The following is a 20,604-nucleotide window of genomic DNA, read 5'->3' on the forward strand; positions in this document are numbered from 1 at the left end:
GCCCTTCGCTTCGCTACGGGTCCGCGGAGCCGACGGGATTTTCTGACGCGGCATCCATGCCGCGGCAGAAAACGACGTGCATCCATGCACGTCGCCCTTCGGATTTTTCCCGCCGTCTCCGCCGCTGCGGCAGGGGCCCCGGGTAAGTCAAAGTCCAAGGCAACAGCAAAGGCAAAATCACGAGCAAAGGCAACGGCAAAAGCAGGGCCACAGCCAAAGCAATGGCAACCGCAAAAGCAAAGCAGTACTCAGTCTTTCATCGCCGATTCGTCCGGGTTGCCGTTGCTCAACGACTTGCAGGAAGAACCTGCGCCACCTCGGTGCGCGGCGGTGCGCCGAACAGGCGCTTGTACTCGCGGCTGAACTGCGAGGGGCTCTCGTAGCCGACCCGGTGCGCGGCTACGGCCGCTTCCAGGCCGTCGAACAGCATCAGTCGGCGTGCTTCGTGCAATCGCAGTTGCTTCTGGTACTGCAGCGGTGACATCGCGGTGGCGGCCTTGAAGCTGTGGTGCAGGGCCGAGACGCTCATGTGGACCGCGCGTGCCAGGGCTTCGACCCGCAGCGGTTCCAGGTAATGACGGCGCAACAGCGCCACTGCCTGGACGACGCGTTGATGCTGGCCGTCGTTGACCGCCAATGCGCGCAGGTGTCCGCCCAGGTCGCCCTGCAATACGCGGTAGAAGATCTCGCGGATCGCCATCGGTGCCAGTACCCGCAGGTCTTCGGGGCTGTCGAGCAGGCGCATCAGCCGGAGTACCGCGTCCAGCAGCGGGGTGCTGACCCGCGCGGCGTAGGCGGCGCAGGCGCTGCCCTTGTCGTCGTTGTCGCTCTCGGCGCTGTCCAGCAGCAGTCGGGTGATGTCTTCCGGGTCGATGTCCAGGCGCAGGCACAGGTAAGGCTTGTCCGGGCTGGCCTCGATCACCTGGCCGATCATCGGCAGGGTCATCGACACCACCAGATAGTGCAGCGGGTCGTAGCGGTAGTGGAATTCGCCCAGGGTGGCGGTCTTGCTGCCCTGGACCACCAGGCACAGCCGTGGCTCGTAGACCGCCGGCACGCAGGCGGTCGGGGCATCGATCCGCATCAACTGCAGCGGTGGCAGGGCGGTGTGGTGGAGGCCCTCGCGGCTGGCGGTCAATCGGGCAATCCGGTCGGTCAGTTCGGCCAGCGGGGCGCTGACCGAGTGCTGGGCGATCAGTTCGGAGGGGGAAGGGATGGTCATGAGACTTCCGCGGACGGCGCAGGCTTGCGGCGATTGTCTGGAGAGTAAGCGCAGGAAGGCGGGGGCGCGAGTCGATTTTGCAGGATCAGGCAATCATTCGGCAGCAACGGGCAAGCGTCCGAACGACGATTTCGGAGAGTCTGTTGTGATCGCCGCGCGGCAGCGTTCCGCGTGGGCATCTTGTGGCAGGGGTCTGGCGGCGCACATCATCGGCGCTCGCGAACCGCTCGCCCTTCATACCCCACGGAGCTGTCCGCATGTGGATCGTCCAGTACGCCTTGTCGCGTCGTTACACCATTGGCGTGCTTGCCATTCTGATCCTGTTGTTCGGGATCCAGTCGGCGCGGCGCATGCCCACCGACATCCTGCCCGAGGTCGGCATCCCCTCGGTCAATCTGATCTGGACCTATGGCGGTCTGCCGGCGGCGGAGATGGCGGCCAAGTTGACCTCGTTCTCCGAAATTTCGGTGATGAACAACGTCGATGACCTCAAGGAAGTGCGCTCGGAAAGCCTCAACGGCATCGGCATCGTGCGCGCCGACTTCCAGCCCGGGGTCAATCTGGAGCGTGCGCTGGCGCAGATGACCGCAGTCTCGCAGACCATCCTGCGACGCATGCCTCCGGGTACCTCGCCGCCGCTGGTGGTGCGCAACAACGTGTCCAGCACGCCGGTGCTGCAACTGGTGCTGTCGTCGGACTCGATGAGCGAGGCGCAGCTGTACGACTACGCACGCCTGCAGTTGCGCTCGCAGATCCAGTCGATCCCCGGCATCCGCATGACCCTGCCGTACGGCGGCGCGGCGCGCCAGGTGATGGTCGATCTCAAGCCGGAGGCATTGCAGACCTACGGCCTCACCCCGCAGGACGTGACCGGCGCACTGGAGCGCGGCAGCCCGACGCTGCCCTCGGGCACCATCCGCGAAGGCGTGCGCGAGATGCAGATCTCGCTGGAGACCAGCCCGGAAAGCGCGGCCGGCTTCCTCGACCTGCCGATCACCAGTCGCGGCGGCAACGTGATCTATGTGCGCGACGTGGCCAGCGTGCGTGACGGCGGTGCGCTGCAGACCAACATCGCGCGACTGGACGGCGCCAGCGCGGTGTCGGTGGCGCTGATCAAGATGGGGGGCGCCTCGGCGGTGGAAATCGTGCATCAGGTGCGCGAGCGCTTGCCGGAGATCATCGCCTCGGCGCCGCCGGGCACACGCATCGAACCGATCTTCGACCAGTCGGTGTTCGTCGACAACGCGATCGGCTCGATCCGGCATGAGGCGATCCTGGTCGGCCTGCTGGTGGCGGCGGTGGTGTTGGTGTTCGTCGGCTCCTGGCGATCGAGCGTGATCGTGCTCTCGGCAATCCCGCTGGCGCTGCTGACCTCGGTGACCGTGCTGCACCTGCTCGGCTACACCTTCAACGTGATGACCCTGGGCGGGCTGGCGCTGGCGATCGGCATCCTGGTCGACAACGCGGTGGTGGACGTGGAGAACACCAACCGCCATATCGCGATGGGCAAGGACGTGCGCAGGGCGATCCTCGACAGTGCCGGCGAGGTGGTGTTCCCCGAGTTCGTCTCGACCGTGTCGATCTGCATCGTGCTGACCCCGATCCTGCTGATGACCGGGCTGTCGTCGTGGGTGTTCACACCGCTGGCGCTGGCGGTGATCTTCGCGATGCTGGCCTCGTTCCTGCTCTCGCGTTCGCTGATCCCTGTGTTGTGCTACCTGCTGCTGCCGGCTGACATCCGCAGCCGGGCGCAGCCGCGTTGGGCGATCGAGCGCGCGCTGCTGGCCCTGCATCACCGCATGGAGCACGCGCTGGAATGGTTGCGCGAACGCCACCACGCATTGCTGTATCGGCTTGGCCACCACGGCGGGGTACTGGCGCTGGCCGCGCTGGTGCTGCTGGCGCTGGGCGGCGGTGCGGCGACGTTGCTCGGCCGCGAGTATTTCCCGCAGGTCGATGCCGGGCAGCTGCGCTTGCAGGTGCGGCTGCCGTCGGGCACGCGATTGGAGCAGACCGCGCAGCGGCTGGCGCAGATCCAGCGCGAGATCCGCCAGATCATTCCCGCCAACGAGTTGCAGACCGTCTACGAGCAGATCGGCATCCCCGACGCGGTCAACCTCGCCTGGGTGGACAGCGCGGTGGTCGGTTCGTTCGAGGCCGAGCTGATGCTGCAGCTGCGCACCCCGCATGCGCCCACCGCCGAGTATCTGAAGAAGATCCGTGCGCGCATCGCCGAGCGCTTCCCCGACGTGCATGTGTTCGAGCGCCCGCCGGATGCGACCGGTCGCACCCTGGCCGGCTCGGCGGTGGGCGCGCTGGAAGTGCGCTTCAACGGGCGCGATGCCGCTGGCAACCTGGCACTGGCGCGCGGACTGGTGCCACGCCTGCAGCAGGTGCCTGGAGCTACCGACGTAATGGTGCGGCAGGTGCTGGATCTGCCCGAGTACCACATCGCCATCGATCGCAGCCGTGCCGCCCAGCTCGGCATCAGCGCGCAGGACGCCAGCCGCGCGGTGCTGGCGGTGCTGGGTTCGTCGGGTACGGTGACGCCGGTGTACTGGGTCGAGCAGGCCACCGCGACGTCGTACACGGTGCAGTTGCAGGTGCTGCCCTCGGATCTGGCCGGGATCGACGCATTGCTCAACACGCCGCTGCGGATCGGCGCCGCCGGTTCCAGCGTGCTGCTGCGGAACATCGCGACCGTCACTCCGCGCACGGTGCCGGCCAGTGTCGGCCGGGTGATGATGGCGCCGACCGTCAGCGTGATCGCCAATGTGCAAGGGCGCGACCTTGGCGGCGTCTACGCCGACCTGCAGAAGATCACCGCCGAGATGCGCGGGCGCCTGAAACCCGGCAACCGCATCGAGATCGTCGGCCAGGCCGGCGAGATGCAGAGCGCTTACGGCGAGCTGGGCTCGGGGCTGCTGATGGCGGCGGTGCTGGTGTTCCTGGTGCTGGTGGTCAACTTCCAGTCCTGGATCCAGCCGCTGGTGGCGATGTCCGGCCTGCCGCTGGCGATCGCCGGCGCGGCAGTTGCGCTGTTCGTCACCGGCACTCCGCTCAGCGTGCCCGCGCTGATGGGCGTGATGATGGTGATCGGCGTATCCACCGCCAACAGCGTGTTGGTGACCAGTTTCGCGCGCAATCTGATCGCCGAGGGCCATGATCCCGAACGGGCCGCCTACGAGGCCGCGGCGGTACGCCTGCGACCGGTACTGATGACCGCCAGCGCGATGGTGCTCGGCATCGTGCCGATGGCGCTGGGGCTGGGCGAGGGCGGCGAGCAGAACGCCCCGCTGGGTCGCGCGGTGATCGGCGGCCTGCTGTTCGGTACGCCGGCCACCCTGCTGCTGGTGCCCTCGATCCTGGCCGTGCTCGGTCGCCGCCACAATCGCCGCATCGCTGCGGCCGCAACCACCACCGACGGCCTGCCGGCCGGCGGTGAAGGAGTCGTCTGATGAACACCCCCCAGCTCATGTCCCGTTCGTTCCTGGTGGTTGGCGCGGTACCGGTGCTGATCGCCGCCTGTGCGTTGCTGGCCGGCTGCGAAAAGAGCCGCGCGATGCCGGAGTCCGCGGTGGTACCGGAGGTTTCGCTGGTCAAGGCGCGTCCAGCGGATGCCGACTACGTGCTGGTACTGCCCGCACGTGCCCAGGCCGGGCAGACCGCGCAGGTGTTCGCTCGCGCCACAGGACTGGTCGGTTCGCGCCGGGTGGATCTGGGTGATCGCGTCAAGGCAGGAGAGGTACTGGCGACGATTGCCGCGCCGGAAATCGACCAGGCGGTGCGCCAGGCACAGGCCGACGTCGCCCAGGCCGATGCCGAGCTGGTGCTGGCACGCGGCAACTACGAGCGCGCCGCCGCGATGCTGCGCACCCAGTTGATCTCGCGCGAGGACTACAGCAGCCGCCTCGGGGCACGCGACGCCGCGCAGGCGGCGCTGGAGGCCGCACGCGCGCAACTGGCCAGTGCGCGCGAGCGACAGGGTTTCGCCAGCGTGCGCGCACCGTTCGATGGGGTGGTCAGTGCACGCAATGTCGATCTGGGTGATCGCGTGGTCGGCGATACCGCCTCGGCCACGGTGCCGATGTTCCGCATCGACGCGCTCGATCCGCTGCGCATCGCGGTGGACGTGCCGCAGAGCGCCACCTTGCAGGTGCGCCCCGGGCTGCGCGCGCAGGTGACCTTCCCGGAGCTGCCGGGCCAGAACTTCGACGCCGAAGTGGTACGCAGCGCGCAACGCATCTCCGAGGACGCCGGTGGCATGCGCGTGGAACTGCGCCTGCCCAATCCGGATAACCGGATTCCGGCCGGGATGGTGGGGCAGGTACGCCTGAGCGTGCCGCGCGCCGCGCCGGCCGTGGTGCTGCCGTTGGCGGCGGTGGTGCAGGACGGCGCCACTCCGAAGGTGGCGCGGGTGGGCGCGGACGGTCAGGTGAATTACACGGCGGTCGTGCTGGGGCGCAACCTCGGCAACGAGATCGAAGTGCTGTCCGGCGTGGCTGCGGGCGATGCGGTGGTGATGGCGCCCAATGCGCTGCTGGCCGATGGCACCAAGGTGGCAGTCAAGAAGCCGCCTGCGCAGTAGCGCAGTCCAACGGCATTCCCCTGTAGGAGCGGCGTAAGCCGCGAGGGGGCCTCCCAGGAAAGCCTCTCGCGGCTGACGCCGCTCCTACGATTGTCAGTACGGCTTGCCAGTACGAATTGCCAGGGCTGTGGTGTATTCCTTAGTCTGAATGCCCCTTCCTGTTGCCTGATCGCATGCCGCTGGTCGTACTGCTTCATGGCATCTGGAATCCCGCGTGCTGGATGCTGCCGCTATCGATGCGCCTGCGCCGGCAAGGCTTCGAGACGCGCCTGTTCGGCTATTACGGTGCCATCGACGGCCCCGATGTGGCGGTGGAGGCTTTTTCACGGCAACTTGCACGGCTCGGTGACCGGCCGCTGTCGCTGGTCGGCCATAGCCTCGGCGGGCTGGTCTCGCTGGAGACCGTCCGGCGCGGCGGCGGGCCCACGGTGGAGCGGATCGTCTGCCTCGGCAGCCCGCTGCTGGGTAGCGCGACCGCACGCGCATTGAGCCAGCACCGCAGTTGCGCCTGGGCGCTGGGACGCAGCCGTGCGCTGTTACTGCAAGGACTCGCGCCCTGGACCCGCCCGGTGCCGGTCGGCATGGTCGCCGGCACCCACGCCGCGGGCATCGGGCGGCTGTTTGCGGACCTCGGCGACTCCGACGGCACCGTCGCGCTGGCCGAAACCCGGTTGCCCGGGCTGACCGACCATTGCGTGGTGGATGCCAGCCATACCGGGCTGGTGTTTTCGCCGGCCGCGGCCCGCCAGACGGTGAGGTTCCTGCATGAGGGGCGTTTCGGCGCCTGAGCCGGCTGGCGGAGGGCAGGGCGGGCAATCGGGTAGAATCCGCGCCCTGTCATCCAAGCAAGACCGGTAAGCCCATGGGTAGAGGCCCTTCGATCGAAGCCCGCAAGAATGCGTCTGACGCCAAGCGTGGCAAGGTTTTCACCAAGATCATCCGCGAGATCGGCGTGGCTGCGCGCGCTGGCGGCGGCGACCCGTCCAACAACCCGCGCCTGCGCGTGGCGATGGACAAGGGGCTGGGCGCGAACATGTCCAAGGACGTGATCGAGCGCGCGATCAAGAAAGCCACCGGCGAGCTGGAAGGCGTCGAGTACGAGGAAGTGCGCTACGAGGGCTATGCCCCCGGCGGCGTGGCGGTGATCGTCGACTGCCTGACCGACAACCGTGTGCGCACCGTCGCCGACGTCCGCCACGCCTTCTCCAAGTGCGGCGGCAACATGGGCACCGAGGGCTCGGTGTCCTTCATGTTCAAGCGCCTGGGTGTGCTGAGCTATGTCGCCGGCGCCAATGAAGACCAGGTCACCGAGGCGGCGATCGAAGCTGGTGCCGACGACGTGATGGTCTACCCGGAAGACGGCGCCCTCGACGTGCTGACCGCACCCGAGGCGTTCTCCCCGGTCAAGGACGCCATGACCGCCGCCGGCCTGGCCCCGGCCCACGCCGAGATCACCTTCCGCGCCGACAATGACATCGCCGTGGACGGCGACACCGCGCTTCAGGTGCGCAAGCTGCTGGACATGCTGGAAGACCTGGATGACGTGCAGGACGTGTATTCCAACGTCGATCAGGGTTCTTTGGGGAGCGCCTGACGGCGCTCCCGGGATTCGTGATTCGTGATGGGTGATTCGCAAAAGCGGCCGATCTGCGCCAGTGTGGATCTTTTACGAATCCCCCATCACGAATCACGAATCACGGCCTTTCCATGACCCGCATCCTAGGCATCGATCCCGGCTCGCAGCGCACCGGGGTCGGCATCATCGACGTCGATGAGGCGGGGCGTACTCGCCATGTCCATCATCTGCCGCTGGTGCTGCTGGGTGAGGGCGACTTCGCCCAGCGCCTGAAGCGGCTGCTGCATGGGTTGTCGGCGTTGATCGAGGAATACCGTCCGGACGAGGTCGCGATCGAGCGGGTGTTCGTCGGCAAGAGCGCAGACTCGGCCCTCAAGCTCGGCCAGGCGCGCGGCGCGGCGATCAGCGCGGTGGTGCTGCGCGACCTGCCGGTGCACGAATACGCGGCCAAGGAAGTGAAGCTGGCACTGGTCGGCAAGGGCAGTGCCGACAAGGTCCAGGTGCAACACATGGTCGGTGTCATGCTCAACCTGAAAGGCAAGCTGCAGGCCGACGCCGCCGACGCGCTGGCCGTGGCGATCACCCACGCACACGTGCGCACGACCGCGCAACGGTTGGGCGTGAACACTGGACAGGCTTGGAGTAGGAAATGAGTGGAGCCGGGATTGGGGATTGGGGATTGGGGATGACCAGCCGTCCGGCTGTGGAAAGCCGCAACGGCGGATTTGCATCGCTCTTGCCCCACGAATCCCCAATCCCCAATCCCGAATCCCACCGCGTCCAAAGGACGCGGCCATGATCGGCCGTCTGCGCGGGATCCTCGCCCACAAGCAGCCGCCGTGGTTGGTGATCGACGTCGGTGGTGTCGGTTACGAGCTGGAGGCGCCGATGAGCACCTTCTATGACCTGCCCGATCTCGGTCGCGAGGTCACACTGTTCACCCATTACGCGCAGAAGGAGGACAGCGTTGCGCTGTACGGCTTCCTGCGCGAGGGCGAGCGAAGGTTGTTCCGCGATGTACAGAAGGTCTCCGGCATCGGCGCCAAGATCGCGCTGGCGGTGCTGTCGGGCGCGAGCGTGGACGAGTTCGCGCGGCTGATCCAGACCGGCGATGTCACCGCGCTGACACGTATTCCCGGCATCGGCAAGAAAACCGCCGAGCGCATGGTGGTCGAACTGAAGGACCGCGCCGCCGATTTCGGCGGCGGCGGCGCGCCGATCAGCGGACAGCTCGGTACCGATGCCGTCTCCGAAGCCACGGTGGCCCTGCAGCAGTTGGGCTACAAGCCCGCCGAGGCGGCCAGGATGGCCCGTGACGCCTCCAGCGAAGGCGACGACGTCGCCAGCGTGATTCGCAAAGCGCTGCAGTCCGCGCTGCGCTGACGCGAACCCTTTCCTATTTCTCCACGGCCCACGCGCTACCCTGCCTCCATGTCCAAGCCCCCCTCTTCCGGCCACGCTGCCGCTACCTCTTCCAAGAGCGGCTGGACCGTCATGCTGGCGACGATCGGCGTGGTGTTCGGTGACATCGGCACCAGCCCGCTGTACACGCTCAAGGAGGCGTTCTCGCCTCATTACGGGTTGACCGCCGACCACGACACCGTGCTGGGCATCCTGTCGCTGATCTTCTGGGCGCTGATGCTGGTGGTGACGCTCAAGTACGTCGCCATCATCATGCGCGCCGACAACGAGGGCGAAGGCGGCATCATGGCGCTGACCGCATTGGCCCAGCGCACCCTGCCGGGCGGCACCCGCTCGGTCTATGTGGTCGGCATCCTCGGCATCTTCGGCGCCTCGCTGTTCTTCGGCGATGGCGTGATCACCCCGGCCATCTCGGTGCTGTCGGCGGTGGAGGGGCTTGAGATCGCCGCCCCGCAACTGGAACCGTTCGTGGTGCCGATCACGCTGGTGGTGCTGATCGTGCTGTTCGTCGCGCAGCGCTTCGGTACCGAGCGGGTCGGCAAGGCGTTCGGACCGATCACCCTGGTCTGGTTCATGGCGCTGGGCGCGATCGGCATCTACAACCTGGTGCAGGCGCCGGAAGTGCTGTACGCGCTGAACCCGTGGTGGGGCGTGCGCTTCTTCATGGAGCACAACTGGCACGCGGTGTTCGTGCTGGGTGCGGTGGTGCTGGCGGTGACCGGTGGCGAGGCGTTGTACGCGGACATGGGCCACTTCGGCCCGCGTGCGATCCGCCGCTCCTGGAACTTCGTGGTGCTGCCGATGCTGACCCTGACCTACCTGGGGCAGGGCGCACTGGTGCTGCGCAACCCGGCCGCGGTCAGCAATCCGTTCTACGAGGCGGTGCCGGGCTGGGCGCTGTATCCGACCATCGTGCTGGCCACCGCGGCCACCGTGATCGCCTCGCAGGCGCTGATCACCGGCGCCTATTCGGTGTCCAGCCAGGCGATGCAGCTGGGTTACATCCCGCGCATGAGCATTCGCCATACCTCGCAATCCACGATCGGGCAGATCTACGTGCCGGCGGTCAACTGGACCCTGCTGGGAATGGTGATCGTGGCGGTGATCGGCTTCGGCGACTCGACATCGCTGGCCACCGCCTATGGCGTGTCGGTCACCGGCACCATGCTGATCACCACCGTGCTGATGATCATCTACGCCCGCGCCAATCCGCGGGTGCCGCGCGTGGCGTTGTGGGCGCTGGCCACGGTGTTCCTGGCGGTGGATTGCGCATTCTTCTACGCCAACATCATCAAGTTCCTGGATGGCGCCTGGTTCCCGCTGCTGCTCGGCGTGGTGATGTTCACCCTGATGCGCACCTGGCGTCGCGGTCGCGCGCTGCTGCGCGAGGAGATCCGCAAGGACGGCATCCGCATCGACAGCTTCCTGCCGGGGCTGATGCTGGCACCGCCGGTGCGCGTGTCCGGCACCGCGGTGTTCCTGACCGCCGATCCGATGGTGGTGCCGCACGCGTTGATGCACAACCTCAAGCACAACAAGGTGCTGCACGAGCGCAACGTGTTCCTGACCGTGGAGACGCTGCAGGTGCCGCACGCAGCGGCCGGGCAGCGCCTGAAGATCGAGTCGATCGGCGACGAGTTCTATCGCGTCTACGTCCGCTTCGGCTTCATGGAGACCCCGGACGTGCCGCTGGCGCTGATGCGCTCGTGCGATGCCGGCGGCATCTACTTCGATCCGATGGACACCACCTTCTTCGTCAGTCGCGAGACCGTGGTGGCCAGCGCCAACCGCGGCATGCCGATCTGGCGCGACAAGCTGTTCGCGCTGATGCATCGCAATGCCGCGCCGGCCAACGCCTTCTTCCGCATCCCGGGCAACCGGTTGGTCGAGCTGGGCGCGCAGGTGGAGATCTGAGCGGCGGAGGCCGGAGGTCAGGGGCCAGGGACCAGAGGTCAGAAATGAATCTTCAGACTCTCTACAATGCATTTCCAATGCAGACCATGATCTCTGTCGCCCGGATCCATCCTTGGCCCCTGGCCTCTGGCCTCCGGTCTCCGGCCCCCCTATGACCGACCGCATCATCGACAGCAGTTCCACCCGCGAAGACGCGGCAGCGGATGCCAGCATCCGTCCCAAGCGCCTGGCCGATTACCTCGGGCAGGTGCCGGTGCGCGAGCAGCTGTCGATCTATATCGAAGCGGCCAAGAGCCGCGGCGAGGCGCTCGACCACGTACTGATCTTCGGGCCGCCCGGCCTGGGCAAGACCACCTTGAGCCACGTGATCGCCAACGAGCTCGGGGTCAATCTGCGCACCACCTCCGGCCCGGTGATCGAGAAGGCCGGTGATCTGGCGGCCTTGCTGACCAACCTGCAGCCGCACGACGTGCTGTTCGTCGATGAGATCCATCGCCTCTCGCCCGTGGTCGAGGAAGTGCTGTACCCGGCGATGGAGGATTTCCAGATCGACATCATGATCGGCGAGGGCCCGGCCGCGCGCTCGATCAAGATCGACCTGCCGCCGTTCACCCTGATCGGTGCCACCACCCGCGCCGGCCTGCTGACCGCGCCGCTGCGCGACCGCTTCGGCATCGTCCAGCGCCTGGAGTTCTATTCGCCCGAGGAGCTGACCCGGATCGTGACCCGCTCGGCCGCGATCCTCGGCATCGACTGCACCGGCGAGGGCGCCAACGAGATCGCGCGCCGCGCGCGCGGCACCCCGCGCATCGCCAACCGCCTGCTGCGGCGGGTGCGCGATTACGCCCAGGTGCGGGCCAACGGCAGTATCGATCGCGCCATTGCCCAGTCGGCGATGGCGATGCTCAAGGTCGACCCGGAAGGCTTCGACGAACTGGATCGGCGCCTGCTGCACACCATCATCGACCACTTCGACGGCGGCCCGGTCGGGGTCGAGTCGCTGGCCGCCTCGCTGTCGGAAGAGCGCGGCACGATCGAGGACGTGATCGAGCCCTACCTGATCCAGCAGGGCTTCCTGGTGCGTACCGCGCGTGGACGCATGGCCACGCGCAAGGCTTATCTACACCTCGGGCTCACGCCCAGGATGGGGGAATCGGGAATCGGGAATGGAGAATCGTAGGCGCTGTTCTGATTTCCTGCTTCCGGGACGGGGCTTTTCCACGATAATGAGTCGGCTGCTGGAGTGCCGCTCTTGACTTCCGATCCCCGATTCTCGATTCCCCATTCCCGATTCAGTTGGCCGACACGCGTCTACTGGGAAGATACCGACGCTGGTGGCGTGGTCTACCACGCGCGCTATGTGGCCTTCATGGAGCGGGCGCGCACCGAGTGGATGCGCGCATTGGGCTATGGTCAGGAGCGTATGCGGCAGGAGCACGACCTCGTGTTCGCGGTGCGTTCGATGGAATTGGACTTCCTCAGACCGGCGCGGCTCGACGATGCTCTGGATGTTTCGGTAGTGCTGCGCCGTTGCAAGCGGGCCAGCCTGGAGTTCTTCCAGGCAATCCACTGCGGCGGGGAGCTGCTGACGACCGCCAGCGTGCGGATCGCGGCGCTCGGTGCGGCAAGTTTCCGGCCGTGCGCCATGGATGGTGCGCTGTATGACGTGTTGAAGACCCTGGAAAACCAAGAACTCGAAGACTGAGGAAAGACGGATGTCGATCGCATTGCTCCTGGCCCTGCAGGATACGGTGGTGGAAGCACTGCCGCAGGAAGTCACCAGCGCTGCCGCGCAGACCGCCACGGTCGCCCACACCGGCAGCATCAATTACCTCGAGCTGATCGCGCGCGCAAGCATCCCGGTCAAGATCATCGTGCTGCTGTTGCTGGTCGGCTCGTTCATCAGCTGGGTGATCATTTTCCGCAAGGCGCGCGCCTTCAAGCAGGCCAATCGCGAGGTCGAGGAGTTCGAGAACCGGTTCTGGTCCGGCGCCGACCTGGGCAAGCTGTACTCGGCTGCCACCGACCGCAATCGCAGCGTCGTCGGCACCGAGGCGATCTTCGAGGCCGGCTACCGCGAGTTCTCGCGTCTGCGCGACCGCCGTCGCCTGGATGGTCGGGCCCAGCTGGAAAGCGCCCAGCGCGCCATGCGCGTGACCTTCGCCCGCGAGGTCGACCAGCTCGAGCGCAGCCTGGAGTTGCTGGCCAACATCGGCTCGACCGCGCCGTACGTCGGCCTGGTCGGTACCGTGTTCGGCATCATGGTGACCATGCACGACATGGTCAGCAGCGGTGAGCAGGCCGGTATCGCCTCGGTCGCGCCGGGCATCTCCGAGGCCCTGTTCGCCACCGCGATCGGCCTGTTCGTGGCGATCCCGGCGGTGTGGGCCTACAACCGCTTCACCACCCGCGTCGAGCGGCTGTCGGTGCGCTACGACACCTTCGCCGACGAGTTCAGCTCGATCCTGCAGCGCCAGACCGGCGCCGATGAATGAAATGACGCGAGTCCCTCGCAAAAGCCCGCACGTCCATGTGCGGGAGGTTAACTAGGAAGCTCCCGCCATGATGTCCGGCATTTCCCGCCGCAAGAAGCGCAAGCTCAAATCCGAGATCAACGTCGTGCCGTACATCGACGTGATGCTGGTGTTGCTGATCATCTTCATGGTCACCGCGCCGCTGCTCACGCTGAGTACCGACGTCAACCTGCCGACCTCACGCGCCAAGGCGCTGGAGAGCAAGTCCGATCCGATCGTGGTGACCGTGAAGCCTGACGGACAGCTCGGCCTGCAACTGCCGAAGGGCAAGCCGCAGGAGATGGACGCGGCTACCTTGCAGGCGCAGCTGGCCGCGATCGTCGCGCAGGACAAGAACGTACGCGTGGTGGTGGCGGGCGATGGCGCCGCCTCCTACCAGAAGATCATGGACGCGATCGACGCGATCAAGCAGGCCAAGGTCGAGAAAGTGGGCCTGATTTCGGATTCCGGTGGCAATCCCGGTGGCAATGCACGCTGACGCACTTCCCCCGCAGGCTCCGCGCGAAGGTGACTGGGTCCGTCCGGTCCTGTTCGCGCTGCTGGTCCACCTCCTGGTGCTGCTGGTATTCACCGTGGCCTGGCTGTGGTCGCCCGAGCGCAGCACCGATGCCGCCGCCGGCAATCCGTCGCTGGAGGCGAGCCTGGACGTGTCCGCCGCCGATGCGCGCGTCGCCCGTCAGGCGCTGAAAGCCGAGGCGCAGCCGTTCACGCCGCCGGCACCGGTGCCGCAAGCTGCGCCCGAGGACACCGTTCCGCCGCCGCAGCCGATCCCCGAGCCGCGCCCGCAGGATGCGCCGACACCGCAGCAGGCCAATGCGCAGGAGCGCATCGCCCAGCCGGACACCGTCGATCAGGAGCAGGTCAGTGCGCTGGCCGAGTCGCAAGAGAAGGCCAAGCAGGAGCAGGAGGCCAAGCGTCGCCAGGAGCAGGTCGACCTGACCGAGCGCAAGCGCCAGGAAGAAGCCGAGCAGCAGCGGCGCCTGGCCAAGCAGCAACAGGACGACGCCGAAAAGAAGAAGATCGCCGACCAGCAGGCCCAGGCGCAGGCCGACCGCGACAAGAAGCTGGCCGAACTGCGCAAGCAGCGCGAGCAATTGGAAGCGCAGATGGCGCGTGACGCCAAGCAGGCCGATCTGGCCGAGCAGAAGTTGAAGCAACTCGCCGCTGCCCGGGCGCAGCAGGCTTCTTCCGGCGCGGTTGCCAGCAATGCCACGGCAGCGCCGGGCGCGGGCGGTACCAGCAACGACCTGTCGGCCAAGTACGCCGCGGCGATCCAGCAGGCCGTGCTGGCGCAGTGGATTCGCCCGGACTCGGTGCCGCTGGGGCAGAAGTGCACCATCCACATCCGGCAAGTCCCGGGTGGTACCGTGATCCAGGCCGAGGTCGCGCCGAACTGTCCGTTCGACGATGCCGGCAAGCGCTCGATCGAGGCGGCGGTGCTGCGAGCCCAGCCGCTGCCGTACCGCGGCTTCGAGTCGGTGTTTGCGCGCGACCTGAACTTCAACTTCACCGCGCAGGACCGCTGAGGCGTTTCCACCCGCCGGCTGTCAGGCAATTGTGCGTTTTCACGCGATCATTTGTTCACGATTGCGAAAATGTTCACCCTCCAGTTGCTATCCATTGCCCACTTTCCCGTCAGACCCACCGAGCGATCCATGAAGAAACTGCCGCGCTGGCTAGCCGTGTTCACCGCCCTGATGCTGCCGTTTGCCGCTTCGGCGCAGCAGCAAGGACTGACCATCGACATCGTCGGCGGCAGTGCCTCGGCCACGCCGGTGGCCGTGGTGCCGATGCCGTACCAGGGGTCGGGCACTGCGCCGCAGACCGATGTCTCCCAGGTCGTGGGCGCCGATCTAGACCGCTCCGGTCAGTTCCGCACCCTGCCGGCCGCGCAGATGACCGAGCGGCCCACGCGTGGCAGCGAAGTCCAGTACCCGACCTGGCGCGCACTGAAGCAGGACTACCTTGTGGTCGGCCGCGTGCTGGATGCGGGCGAGGGCGCGTATCGGGTCGAGTACGAACTGTTCGACGTGGCCAAGGGCGAGCGTCTGCTCGGTCTGGCGATGACCGCGCGCGCCAATGCGATGCGTGACGTCTCCCACCAGATGGCTGACGCGATCTACGAAAAGATCACCGGCGTGCGCGGTGCGTTCTGGACCCGCATCGCCTATGTCACCGCCACCGGTAGCGGTGGTTCGATGCGCTATGCGCTGATGGTGGCCGATTCGGATGGCTACAACCCGCAGACCATCGTGCGCTCGGCCGAGCCGCTGCTGTCGCCGAACTGGAGTCCGGATGGCCGCAAGCTGGCCTACGTGAGCTTCGAGCGCGGTAATTCCTCGATCTACGTGCAGGACATCGCCACCGGTGCCCGCGAACTGGTGTCCAGCTTCCGCGGCATCAATGGCGCTCCGTCGTTCTCGCCGGATGGTCGTCGCCTGGCGCTGGCGCTTTCGCGCAGCGGCAACCCGGAGATCTACGTGATGGACCTGGGGAGCAAGCAGCTGACCCAGTTGACCAACAACGTCGCCATCGACACCGAGCCGACCTGGGCGCCGGATGGCAACACGATCTACTTCACTTCCGATCGTGGTGGTCGCCCGCAGATCTATCAGGTCCCGGCCAGTGGTGGTTCGACCAGTCGGGTGACCTTCCAGGGCAACTACAACGCTACCGCCACTGTTTCGTATGACGGCAAGAAGATCGCCGTCGCCCAGGGCAGCGGCAATACCTACCGGATCGCGATGATGGACCGCAGCCTCGGCTCGCCGAGCTGGAGCACGTTGTCGCCGGGTTCTCTGGACGAATCACCGAGTTTCGCGCCCAACGCGAGCATGGTGTTGTACGCCGCCCGTGAGGGTGGTCGTGGTGTGTTGTACGCAGTATCCGCCGATGCGCGGGTCCGCCAGCGTCTGGTGCTGGCCGATGGCGACGTGAGGGAGCCCTCCTGGGGCCCTTACCGTAGCGCGCATTAATGTTAATATTCCGCTGCGTTGAACCCCTCATCGGCTTAGGAGCCACAAAAGGTATTGCCATGAACAAGACCACCCGAGTTCTGCTTGTCTCTCTGTTGTCCGTGGCCGCCCTGGCCGGTTGTGCGAAGAAGGTCAAGGAAACCCCGCCTGCTGCAGTCGATACCACTCCGACCGCTACGACGGCTCCGACCACTTCGGGTCTGTACGGTCCGGACGACCTCGATACCGATGCCTGCCTGCGTCAGCGCGTCGTTTACTTCGACTTCGACCAGGATTCCGTGAAGCCTGAGTTCCAGGCCATCGTTGCCTGCCACGCCAAGTACCTGCGTGACCGTCCGTCCGCACGCATCACCCTGCAGGGCAATACCGACGAGCGTGGCTCGCGCGAGTACAACCTGGGTCTGGGTGAGCGTCGTGGCAATGCCGTGAATTCGGCACTGCAGGCCAACGGTGGTTCGGCCAGCCAGCTGACCGTGGTCTCCTACGGCGAAGAGCGTCCTGTTGCCACCGGCTCCAACGAGGCAGCCTGGGCGCAGAACCGTCGCGTCGAGATCGTGTACACCGCGAAGTAATAGACGATGCGTTTTGGGTTAGTCACCCTGTTCGTCGCGGCGGCCCTCGTGGCCGCCGCGCCGGCGTATGCGCAACGGCAGAGTCTGGCCGATCGCGTCGCCGTGCTCGAGCAGCAGGCCGCCAACCCGCAGGCCAACATGGATTTGCTGAACCAGATCGAAGCTCTGCGTTCGCAAATGCGTGATCTGCAGGGCACGGTGGAACAGCTCCAGCACGACAACGATCAGCTCAAGCAGCAGATCAAGGATCAGTACCTGGATCTGGACGGTCGCCTCAATCGCCTCGAAGGCGGTGCGGCCCCCGTGTTGCCCGCGGCTTCGGGCAACAGCGTTCCTGCGGCTCCGGCCAAGCCCGGTGCGGCGGCCACTTCCGAGCGGCCGCCTTCAGTGCATGGTGATCCAGGCACGTTGGTCAGCACGGGCGATGAGCGCACCACTTATAACGTGGCTTTCGATGCGCTGAAGAACGGCAAGTACGACGATGCGTCGCAGCTGTTCCTGAGTTTCCTCGAGCTGTATCCGAATGGCGTCTACACCCCCAATGCGCTGTACTGGCTCGGGGAGAGTTACTACGCCACTCGCAATTTCCCGTTGGCCGAGGTGCAGTTCCGCGACCTCGTCAACCGTTATCCCACGCACGACAAGGCCTCCGGTGGCCTGTTGAAGCTGGGTCTCTCGCAGTATGGCGAGGGCAAGGCCAAGGATGCGCAGCAGACGCTGCAGCAGGTCATTTCGAAGTATCCCGGCAGCGATGCCGCCCGGGTGGCGCAGGATCGCCTTCAGTCCATCCAGCTCGGCCAGCAGCTGCGCTGAAGCCTTTCCCAGGCCTGCCGCCGTGGTTGCGGGCCGTATGATCCCGCCACATGACCGTCGCCGCCGCCATCCCCAGTGAGATCGTCCAGTCGCCGTTGCCGCGGCTGAAGATCACCGAGATCTTCCTATCCCTGCAGGGCGAGGCCGAGGCTGCGGGCTGGCCAACGGTATTCGTGCGCCTGACCGGTTGCCCGCTGCGCTGCCTGTACTGCGACACCGAATACGCGTTTCATGGCGGGCAGTGGCGCGATATCGACGACATCGTCGCCGAGGTGGTGGGGCACGGCGTACGTCATGTATGTGTGACCGGCGGCGAACCTCTGGCCCAGAAGCGTTGCCTGGCGCTGCTGCAGAAGCTGTGCGATGCGGGCCTGGATGTGTCCCTGGAAACCTCTGGCGCGCTGGACGTCTCGGCAGTCGATGCGCGGGTATCGCGGGTCGTGGACATCAAGACGCCGGGATCCGGCGAGGTCCACCGCAACCGCTGGGACAACCTGCCGCTGCTGACCGCGCGTGACCAGATCAAGTTCGTGCTGTGTGGCCGCGCCGACTACGAATGGGCGCGAGGGATCGTGCGCGAGCATGCGCTGTCCGCGCGCTGCACGGTATGGTTTTCGCCGAGCAAGAGCGAAGTGGAGCCGCGCGAGCTGGCCGACTGGATCATCGCCGACCGCCTGCCGGTGCGTTTCCAGCTGCAGTTGCATAAGCTGCTGTGGAACGACGAGCCGGGGCGCTGAGGAGCGGTGACTCGTGATTCGGAAAGCCACTCCGCCCGAATCCCCCTGTAGCCTGTAACCCATCACGGATCCCCCTGCATGCTGCGGGCAAGCACTTGCCGGGAAAGTGTGTCGGCTTCCGATGCTGTAGCTTTTGACCCATCACGAATCCCCAATCACGAATCACGGTCCTTATGAAAAAAGCAGTCGTCCTCCTCTCCGGTGGCATGGATTCGGCGGTTGTCGTCGCGATGGCGCGCGAGCAGGGCTTCGCGGTGCATGCGCTGAGCGTGCGTTACGGCCAGCGCCACACCTCCGAACTCGCGGCTGCGGCGCGGGTGTCGGAATCGCTGGGCGTGGTCGAGCACAAAGTCGTGGACGTCGATCTGCGCAGCATTGGCGGTTCGGCGCTGACCGCTGACATCGAGGTGCCCGAGGCCGGCGGTTCCGGGATTCCGGTTACCTACGTGCCGGCGCGTAACACCATCATGCTGTCGCTGGCGCTGGGCTGGGGCGAGGTGCTCGGCGCCAACGACCTGTTCTGCGGCGTCAATGCAGTGGATTACTCCGGTTATCCGGACTGCCGCCCGGAATTCGTTGCCGCCTTCGAGGCGCTCGCCAATCTGGCAACCAAGGCCGGGGTCGAGGGCGCGGGTCTGCGCGTGCATGCGCCGTTGCAATACCTGAGCAAGGCCGACATCGTGCGCGAGGGCGTGCGGCTGGGCGTGGACTTCGGGCTGACGGTGTCGTGCTACCGCGCCGACGGTGACGGACGTGCCTGCGGCCACTGCGACGCGTGCGAACTGCGCGCAGCCGGCTTTGCCGATGCTGGCGTGGCAGACCCTACGCGCTATTCGATTTCGCGTTGACACCCCCTTGGGGTAGAATGCGCACCCGGCGTGAGGCCGGGTGTTCGTTTTTGGGCCGTTAGCTCAGTCGGTAGAGCATCGGACTTTTAATCCGCTGGTCGATGGTTCGAATCCATCACGGCCCACCATCCAGAAACAGACATCCGTGACGCAAGCGGTGGATCGATTACCGCTGCATGGGCATGTTCCTCGCGATCCCAGTGTTCCCGACCCCGGCCATGTGCCGGGGTTTTTATTGGGGCGTGTACCGGCTTATGGCGTAGGACGCAGCACACCGTCGGCATCGCGCTTGAGCGGATAGGGTTGCTCAGGCAGCGGCGCGCCGGGGGCCTGTTCGATGGTGACGCCGTGTGGCCAGTCGGGTGGGGCGATCGCTATGTAGCGGGCGAAGCCGCCGGTGCCGCCTTCGGGTTTGGCGAAGCCGATCGTGATCAGTGCGCCGGCTTCGGGTACCTGGTCGAGATTGGCTACGCCTTCGGCCTGGGTGTAGTTGTGGTGCAGCAGCCAGTGCTCGCCTTCGAGGTTGTCGGTAGCGTCGGTGTCCAGCGGTTCGTGGCCGTGGAACAGGATGTGGCGCTGCAGGTGCAGGTACTTGAGCGCGTCCAGGGTGATGCCGGGGAACGGCTTGCTCGCGAAGCGCTCGGTTTCGTTCCAGCGCTTGTACCAGTCCGAGCGGATCATCACCACGGAGCCTTCGGGGATCGGGCCGTGTTTCTTTTCCCAGGCCTGGATGTCGGCGACGGTGGCGTGGTAGCCGGGATTCTTGGCGACCTTCTCGTGGATGTCGATCACCACCAGCGGACGCACCGCATAGGTGGGTGGCAGGTCGCTGATGGTCGCGCCCTTCGGATTCCAGTGTGCGGGCGGGTCGAGCTGGGTGCCGTACTGGTCGGTGGTGAGTTCGTAAGCGGTGGCGATGAAGCCGTGCTTGTCGTAGGTGAACTCGTCGCCGGGTTTGGCGTAATCGCCGAGATCGTTGCCGGCTACCGCGGGCTTGAACTTCGCCGGTGCGAAACCGGGCCAGACCGGTTGCCGTGGCGAGAATGCGTGGGTCAGGTCGATGTACTTGGCGTGCTTGAGCGTCTGCTCGTAGGTGTTCCACAGCGAGAGATCGGTAGCGCTTGCGGTGAATGGGATCGGCGCGAGCAGCAGGGCAAGGGCGAGCAGAGCGTTGCGGTGGGACGTAGGCATGGACGACGGCACCGTGTGGTGGGGATCGGTCCATGGTAATCGGCTGCCAAGGGGGCGCAGAGTTGGGGCTACGCATGTATCGACATGCCGGGCGTGGAGGCCGCGCAGCGGCGTGCTGGTGGGAGGTGCAGGTCGCGGAAGGCGGCTCTTTTCGGTGCTTCGCGCGACCTTCTACCGAGGTTGATTGGGCTTGTTGTGAAAGAGGGTCACGC

The 20,604-nt window shown here is 66.3% G+C and carries 19 protein-coding genes and 1 tRNA gene; 18 read left to right on the forward strand and 2 right to left on the reverse strand.

The annotated features are described in order from the left end of the window. Positions 1-286: 286 nt before the first annotated feature. On the reverse strand, positions 287-1,222 hold the full coding sequence (locus AC3WJE_RS18370) for an AraC family transcriptional regulator (RefSeq protein WP_493732271.1): 936 nt from the start codon (positions 1,220-1,222) through the stop codon (positions 287-289). Positions 1,223-1,479: 257 nt separating this feature from the next. On the opposite strand from AC3WJE_RS18370, the gene AC3WJE_RS18375 reads away from it, so the two are divergent. The 18 genes from AC3WJE_RS18375 to AC3WJE_RS18460 all read left to right on the forward strand — a co-directional run bounded on the left by AC3WJE_RS18375 (position 1,480) and on the right by AC3WJE_RS18460 (position 19,329). Further along, a complete protein-coding gene (locus AC3WJE_RS18375; protein WP_493732272.1) occupies positions 1,480-4,680 on the forward strand; it encodes an efflux RND transporter permease subunit in 3,201 nt (1,066 codons plus the stop codon). Continuing rightward, a complete protein-coding gene (locus tag AC3WJE_RS18380) occupies positions 4,680-5,810 on the forward strand; it encodes an efflux RND transporter periplasmic adaptor subunit (protein WP_493732273.1) in 1,131 nt (376 codons plus the stop codon). The genes AC3WJE_RS18375 and AC3WJE_RS18380 overlap by 1 nt, the downstream gene beginning before the upstream one ends. A 173-nt stretch (positions 5,811-5,983) precedes the next feature. After that, positions 5,984-6,598 (forward strand): alpha/beta fold hydrolase, encoded by a 615-nt coding sequence (locus AC3WJE_RS18385; protein ID WP_493732274.1) that lies wholly within the window; start codon positions 5,984-5,986, stop codon positions 6,596-6,598. Positions 6,599-6,672: 74 nt separating this feature from the next. Continuing rightward, complete coding sequence (locus AC3WJE_RS18390) at positions 6,673-7,404, forward strand: YebC/PmpR family DNA-binding transcriptional regulator (protein WP_493732275.1); 732 nt, start codon at positions 6,673-6,675, stop codon at positions 7,402-7,404. A gap of 113 nt (positions 7,405-7,517) precedes the next feature. After that, positions 7,518-8,039 carry a crossover junction endodeoxyribonuclease RuvC gene (gene ruvC, locus AC3WJE_RS18395; protein WP_493732276.1) on the forward strand — a complete coding sequence of 174 codons (522 nt, stop codon included), beginning with the start codon at positions 7,518-7,520 and terminating at the stop codon, positions 8,037-8,039. Positions 8,040-8,181: 142 nt separating this feature from the next. Continuing rightward, on the forward strand, positions 8,182-8,769 hold the full coding sequence (gene ruvA, locus AC3WJE_RS18400; protein ID WP_493732277.1) for a Holliday junction branch migration protein RuvA: 588 nt from the start codon (positions 8,182-8,184) through the stop codon (positions 8,767-8,769). A 48-nt stretch (positions 8,770-8,817) separates the two neighbouring features. Then, positions 8,818-10,722 (forward strand): potassium transporter Kup, encoded by a 1,905-nt coding sequence (locus tag AC3WJE_RS18405; protein ID WP_493732278.1) that lies wholly within the window; start codon positions 8,818-8,820, stop codon positions 10,720-10,722. A gap of 151 nt (positions 10,723-10,873) precedes the next feature. Beyond that, positions 10,874-11,902: a Holliday junction branch migration DNA helicase RuvB gene (gene ruvB / locus AC3WJE_RS18410; RefSeq protein WP_493732279.1), complete on the forward strand. Its 1,029-nt coding sequence runs from the start codon at positions 10,874-10,876 to the stop codon at positions 11,900-11,902. Positions 11,903-11,974: 72 nt separating this feature from the next. Then, positions 11,975-12,427 carry a tol-pal system-associated acyl-CoA thioesterase gene (ybgC, locus tag AC3WJE_RS18415; RefSeq protein WP_493732280.1) on the forward strand — a complete coding sequence of 151 codons (453 nt, stop codon included), beginning with the start codon at positions 11,975-11,977 and terminating at the stop codon, positions 12,425-12,427. Positions 12,428-12,437: 10 nt separating this feature from the next. Next, positions 12,438-13,217 (forward strand): protein TolQ, encoded by a 780-nt coding sequence (tolQ, locus tag AC3WJE_RS18420; RefSeq protein WP_493732281.1) that lies wholly within the window; start codon positions 12,438-12,440, stop codon positions 13,215-13,217. A 70-nt stretch (positions 13,218-13,287) separates the two neighbouring features. Then, on the forward strand, positions 13,288-13,734 hold the full coding sequence (gene tolR, locus AC3WJE_RS18425; RefSeq protein WP_493732282.1) for a protein TolR: 447 nt from the start codon (positions 13,288-13,290) through the stop codon (positions 13,732-13,734). Beyond that, entirely contained in the window at positions 13,724-14,782 is a 1,059-nt protein-coding gene (tolA, locus tag AC3WJE_RS18430) for a cell envelope integrity protein TolA (RefSeq protein WP_493732306.1), read from the forward strand. The genes tolR and tolA overlap by 11 nt, the downstream gene beginning before the upstream one ends. A gap of 129 nt (positions 14,783-14,911) precedes the next feature. Further along, on the forward strand, positions 14,912-16,231 hold the full coding sequence (tolB, locus tag AC3WJE_RS18435; RefSeq protein ID WP_493732283.1) for a Tol-Pal system beta propeller repeat protein TolB: 1,320 nt from the start codon (positions 14,912-14,914) through the stop codon (positions 16,229-16,231). 59 nt (positions 16,232-16,290) lie between these two features. Beyond that, complete coding sequence (gene pal / locus AC3WJE_RS18440) at positions 16,291-16,803, forward strand: peptidoglycan-associated lipoprotein Pal (protein WP_493732284.1); 513 nt, start codon at positions 16,291-16,293, stop codon at positions 16,801-16,803. Positions 16,804-16,809: 6 nt separating this feature from the next. Then, entirely contained in the window at positions 16,810-17,616 is an 807-nt protein-coding gene (gene ybgF, locus AC3WJE_RS18445; protein ID WP_493732285.1) for a tol-pal system protein YbgF, read from the forward strand. A gap of 50 nt (positions 17,617-17,666) precedes the next feature. Next, positions 17,667-18,353 carry a 7-carboxy-7-deazaguanine synthase QueE gene (queE, locus tag AC3WJE_RS18450; RefSeq protein WP_493732286.1) on the forward strand — a complete coding sequence of 229 codons (687 nt, stop codon included), beginning with the start codon at positions 17,667-17,669 and terminating at the stop codon, positions 18,351-18,353. A gap of 173 nt (positions 18,354-18,526) precedes the next feature. Continuing rightward, the gene (gene queC, locus AC3WJE_RS18455; RefSeq protein ID WP_493732287.1) at positions 18,527-19,201 is read left to right on the forward strand and encodes a 7-cyano-7-deazaguanine synthase QueC; all 675 of its coding nucleotides are present in this window, start codon (positions 18,527-18,529) and stop codon (positions 19,199-19,201) included. Positions 19,202-19,253: 52 nt separating this feature from the next. Next, a tRNA-Lys gene (locus tag AC3WJE_RS18460) sits at positions 19,254-19,329 on the forward strand. A gap of 124 nt (positions 19,330-19,453) precedes the next feature. On the opposite strand, the gene AC3WJE_RS18465 is transcribed toward AC3WJE_RS18460, so the two are convergent. Beyond that, complete coding sequence (locus tag AC3WJE_RS18465; RefSeq protein ID WP_493732288.1) at positions 19,454-20,392, reverse strand: cyclase family protein; 939 nt, start codon at positions 20,390-20,392, stop codon at positions 19,454-19,456. Positions 20,393-20,604: the final 212 nt, after the last annotated feature.

The sequence above is a fragment of the Pseudomonas sp. GW821-FHT07E12 genome (assembly GCF_058986605.1).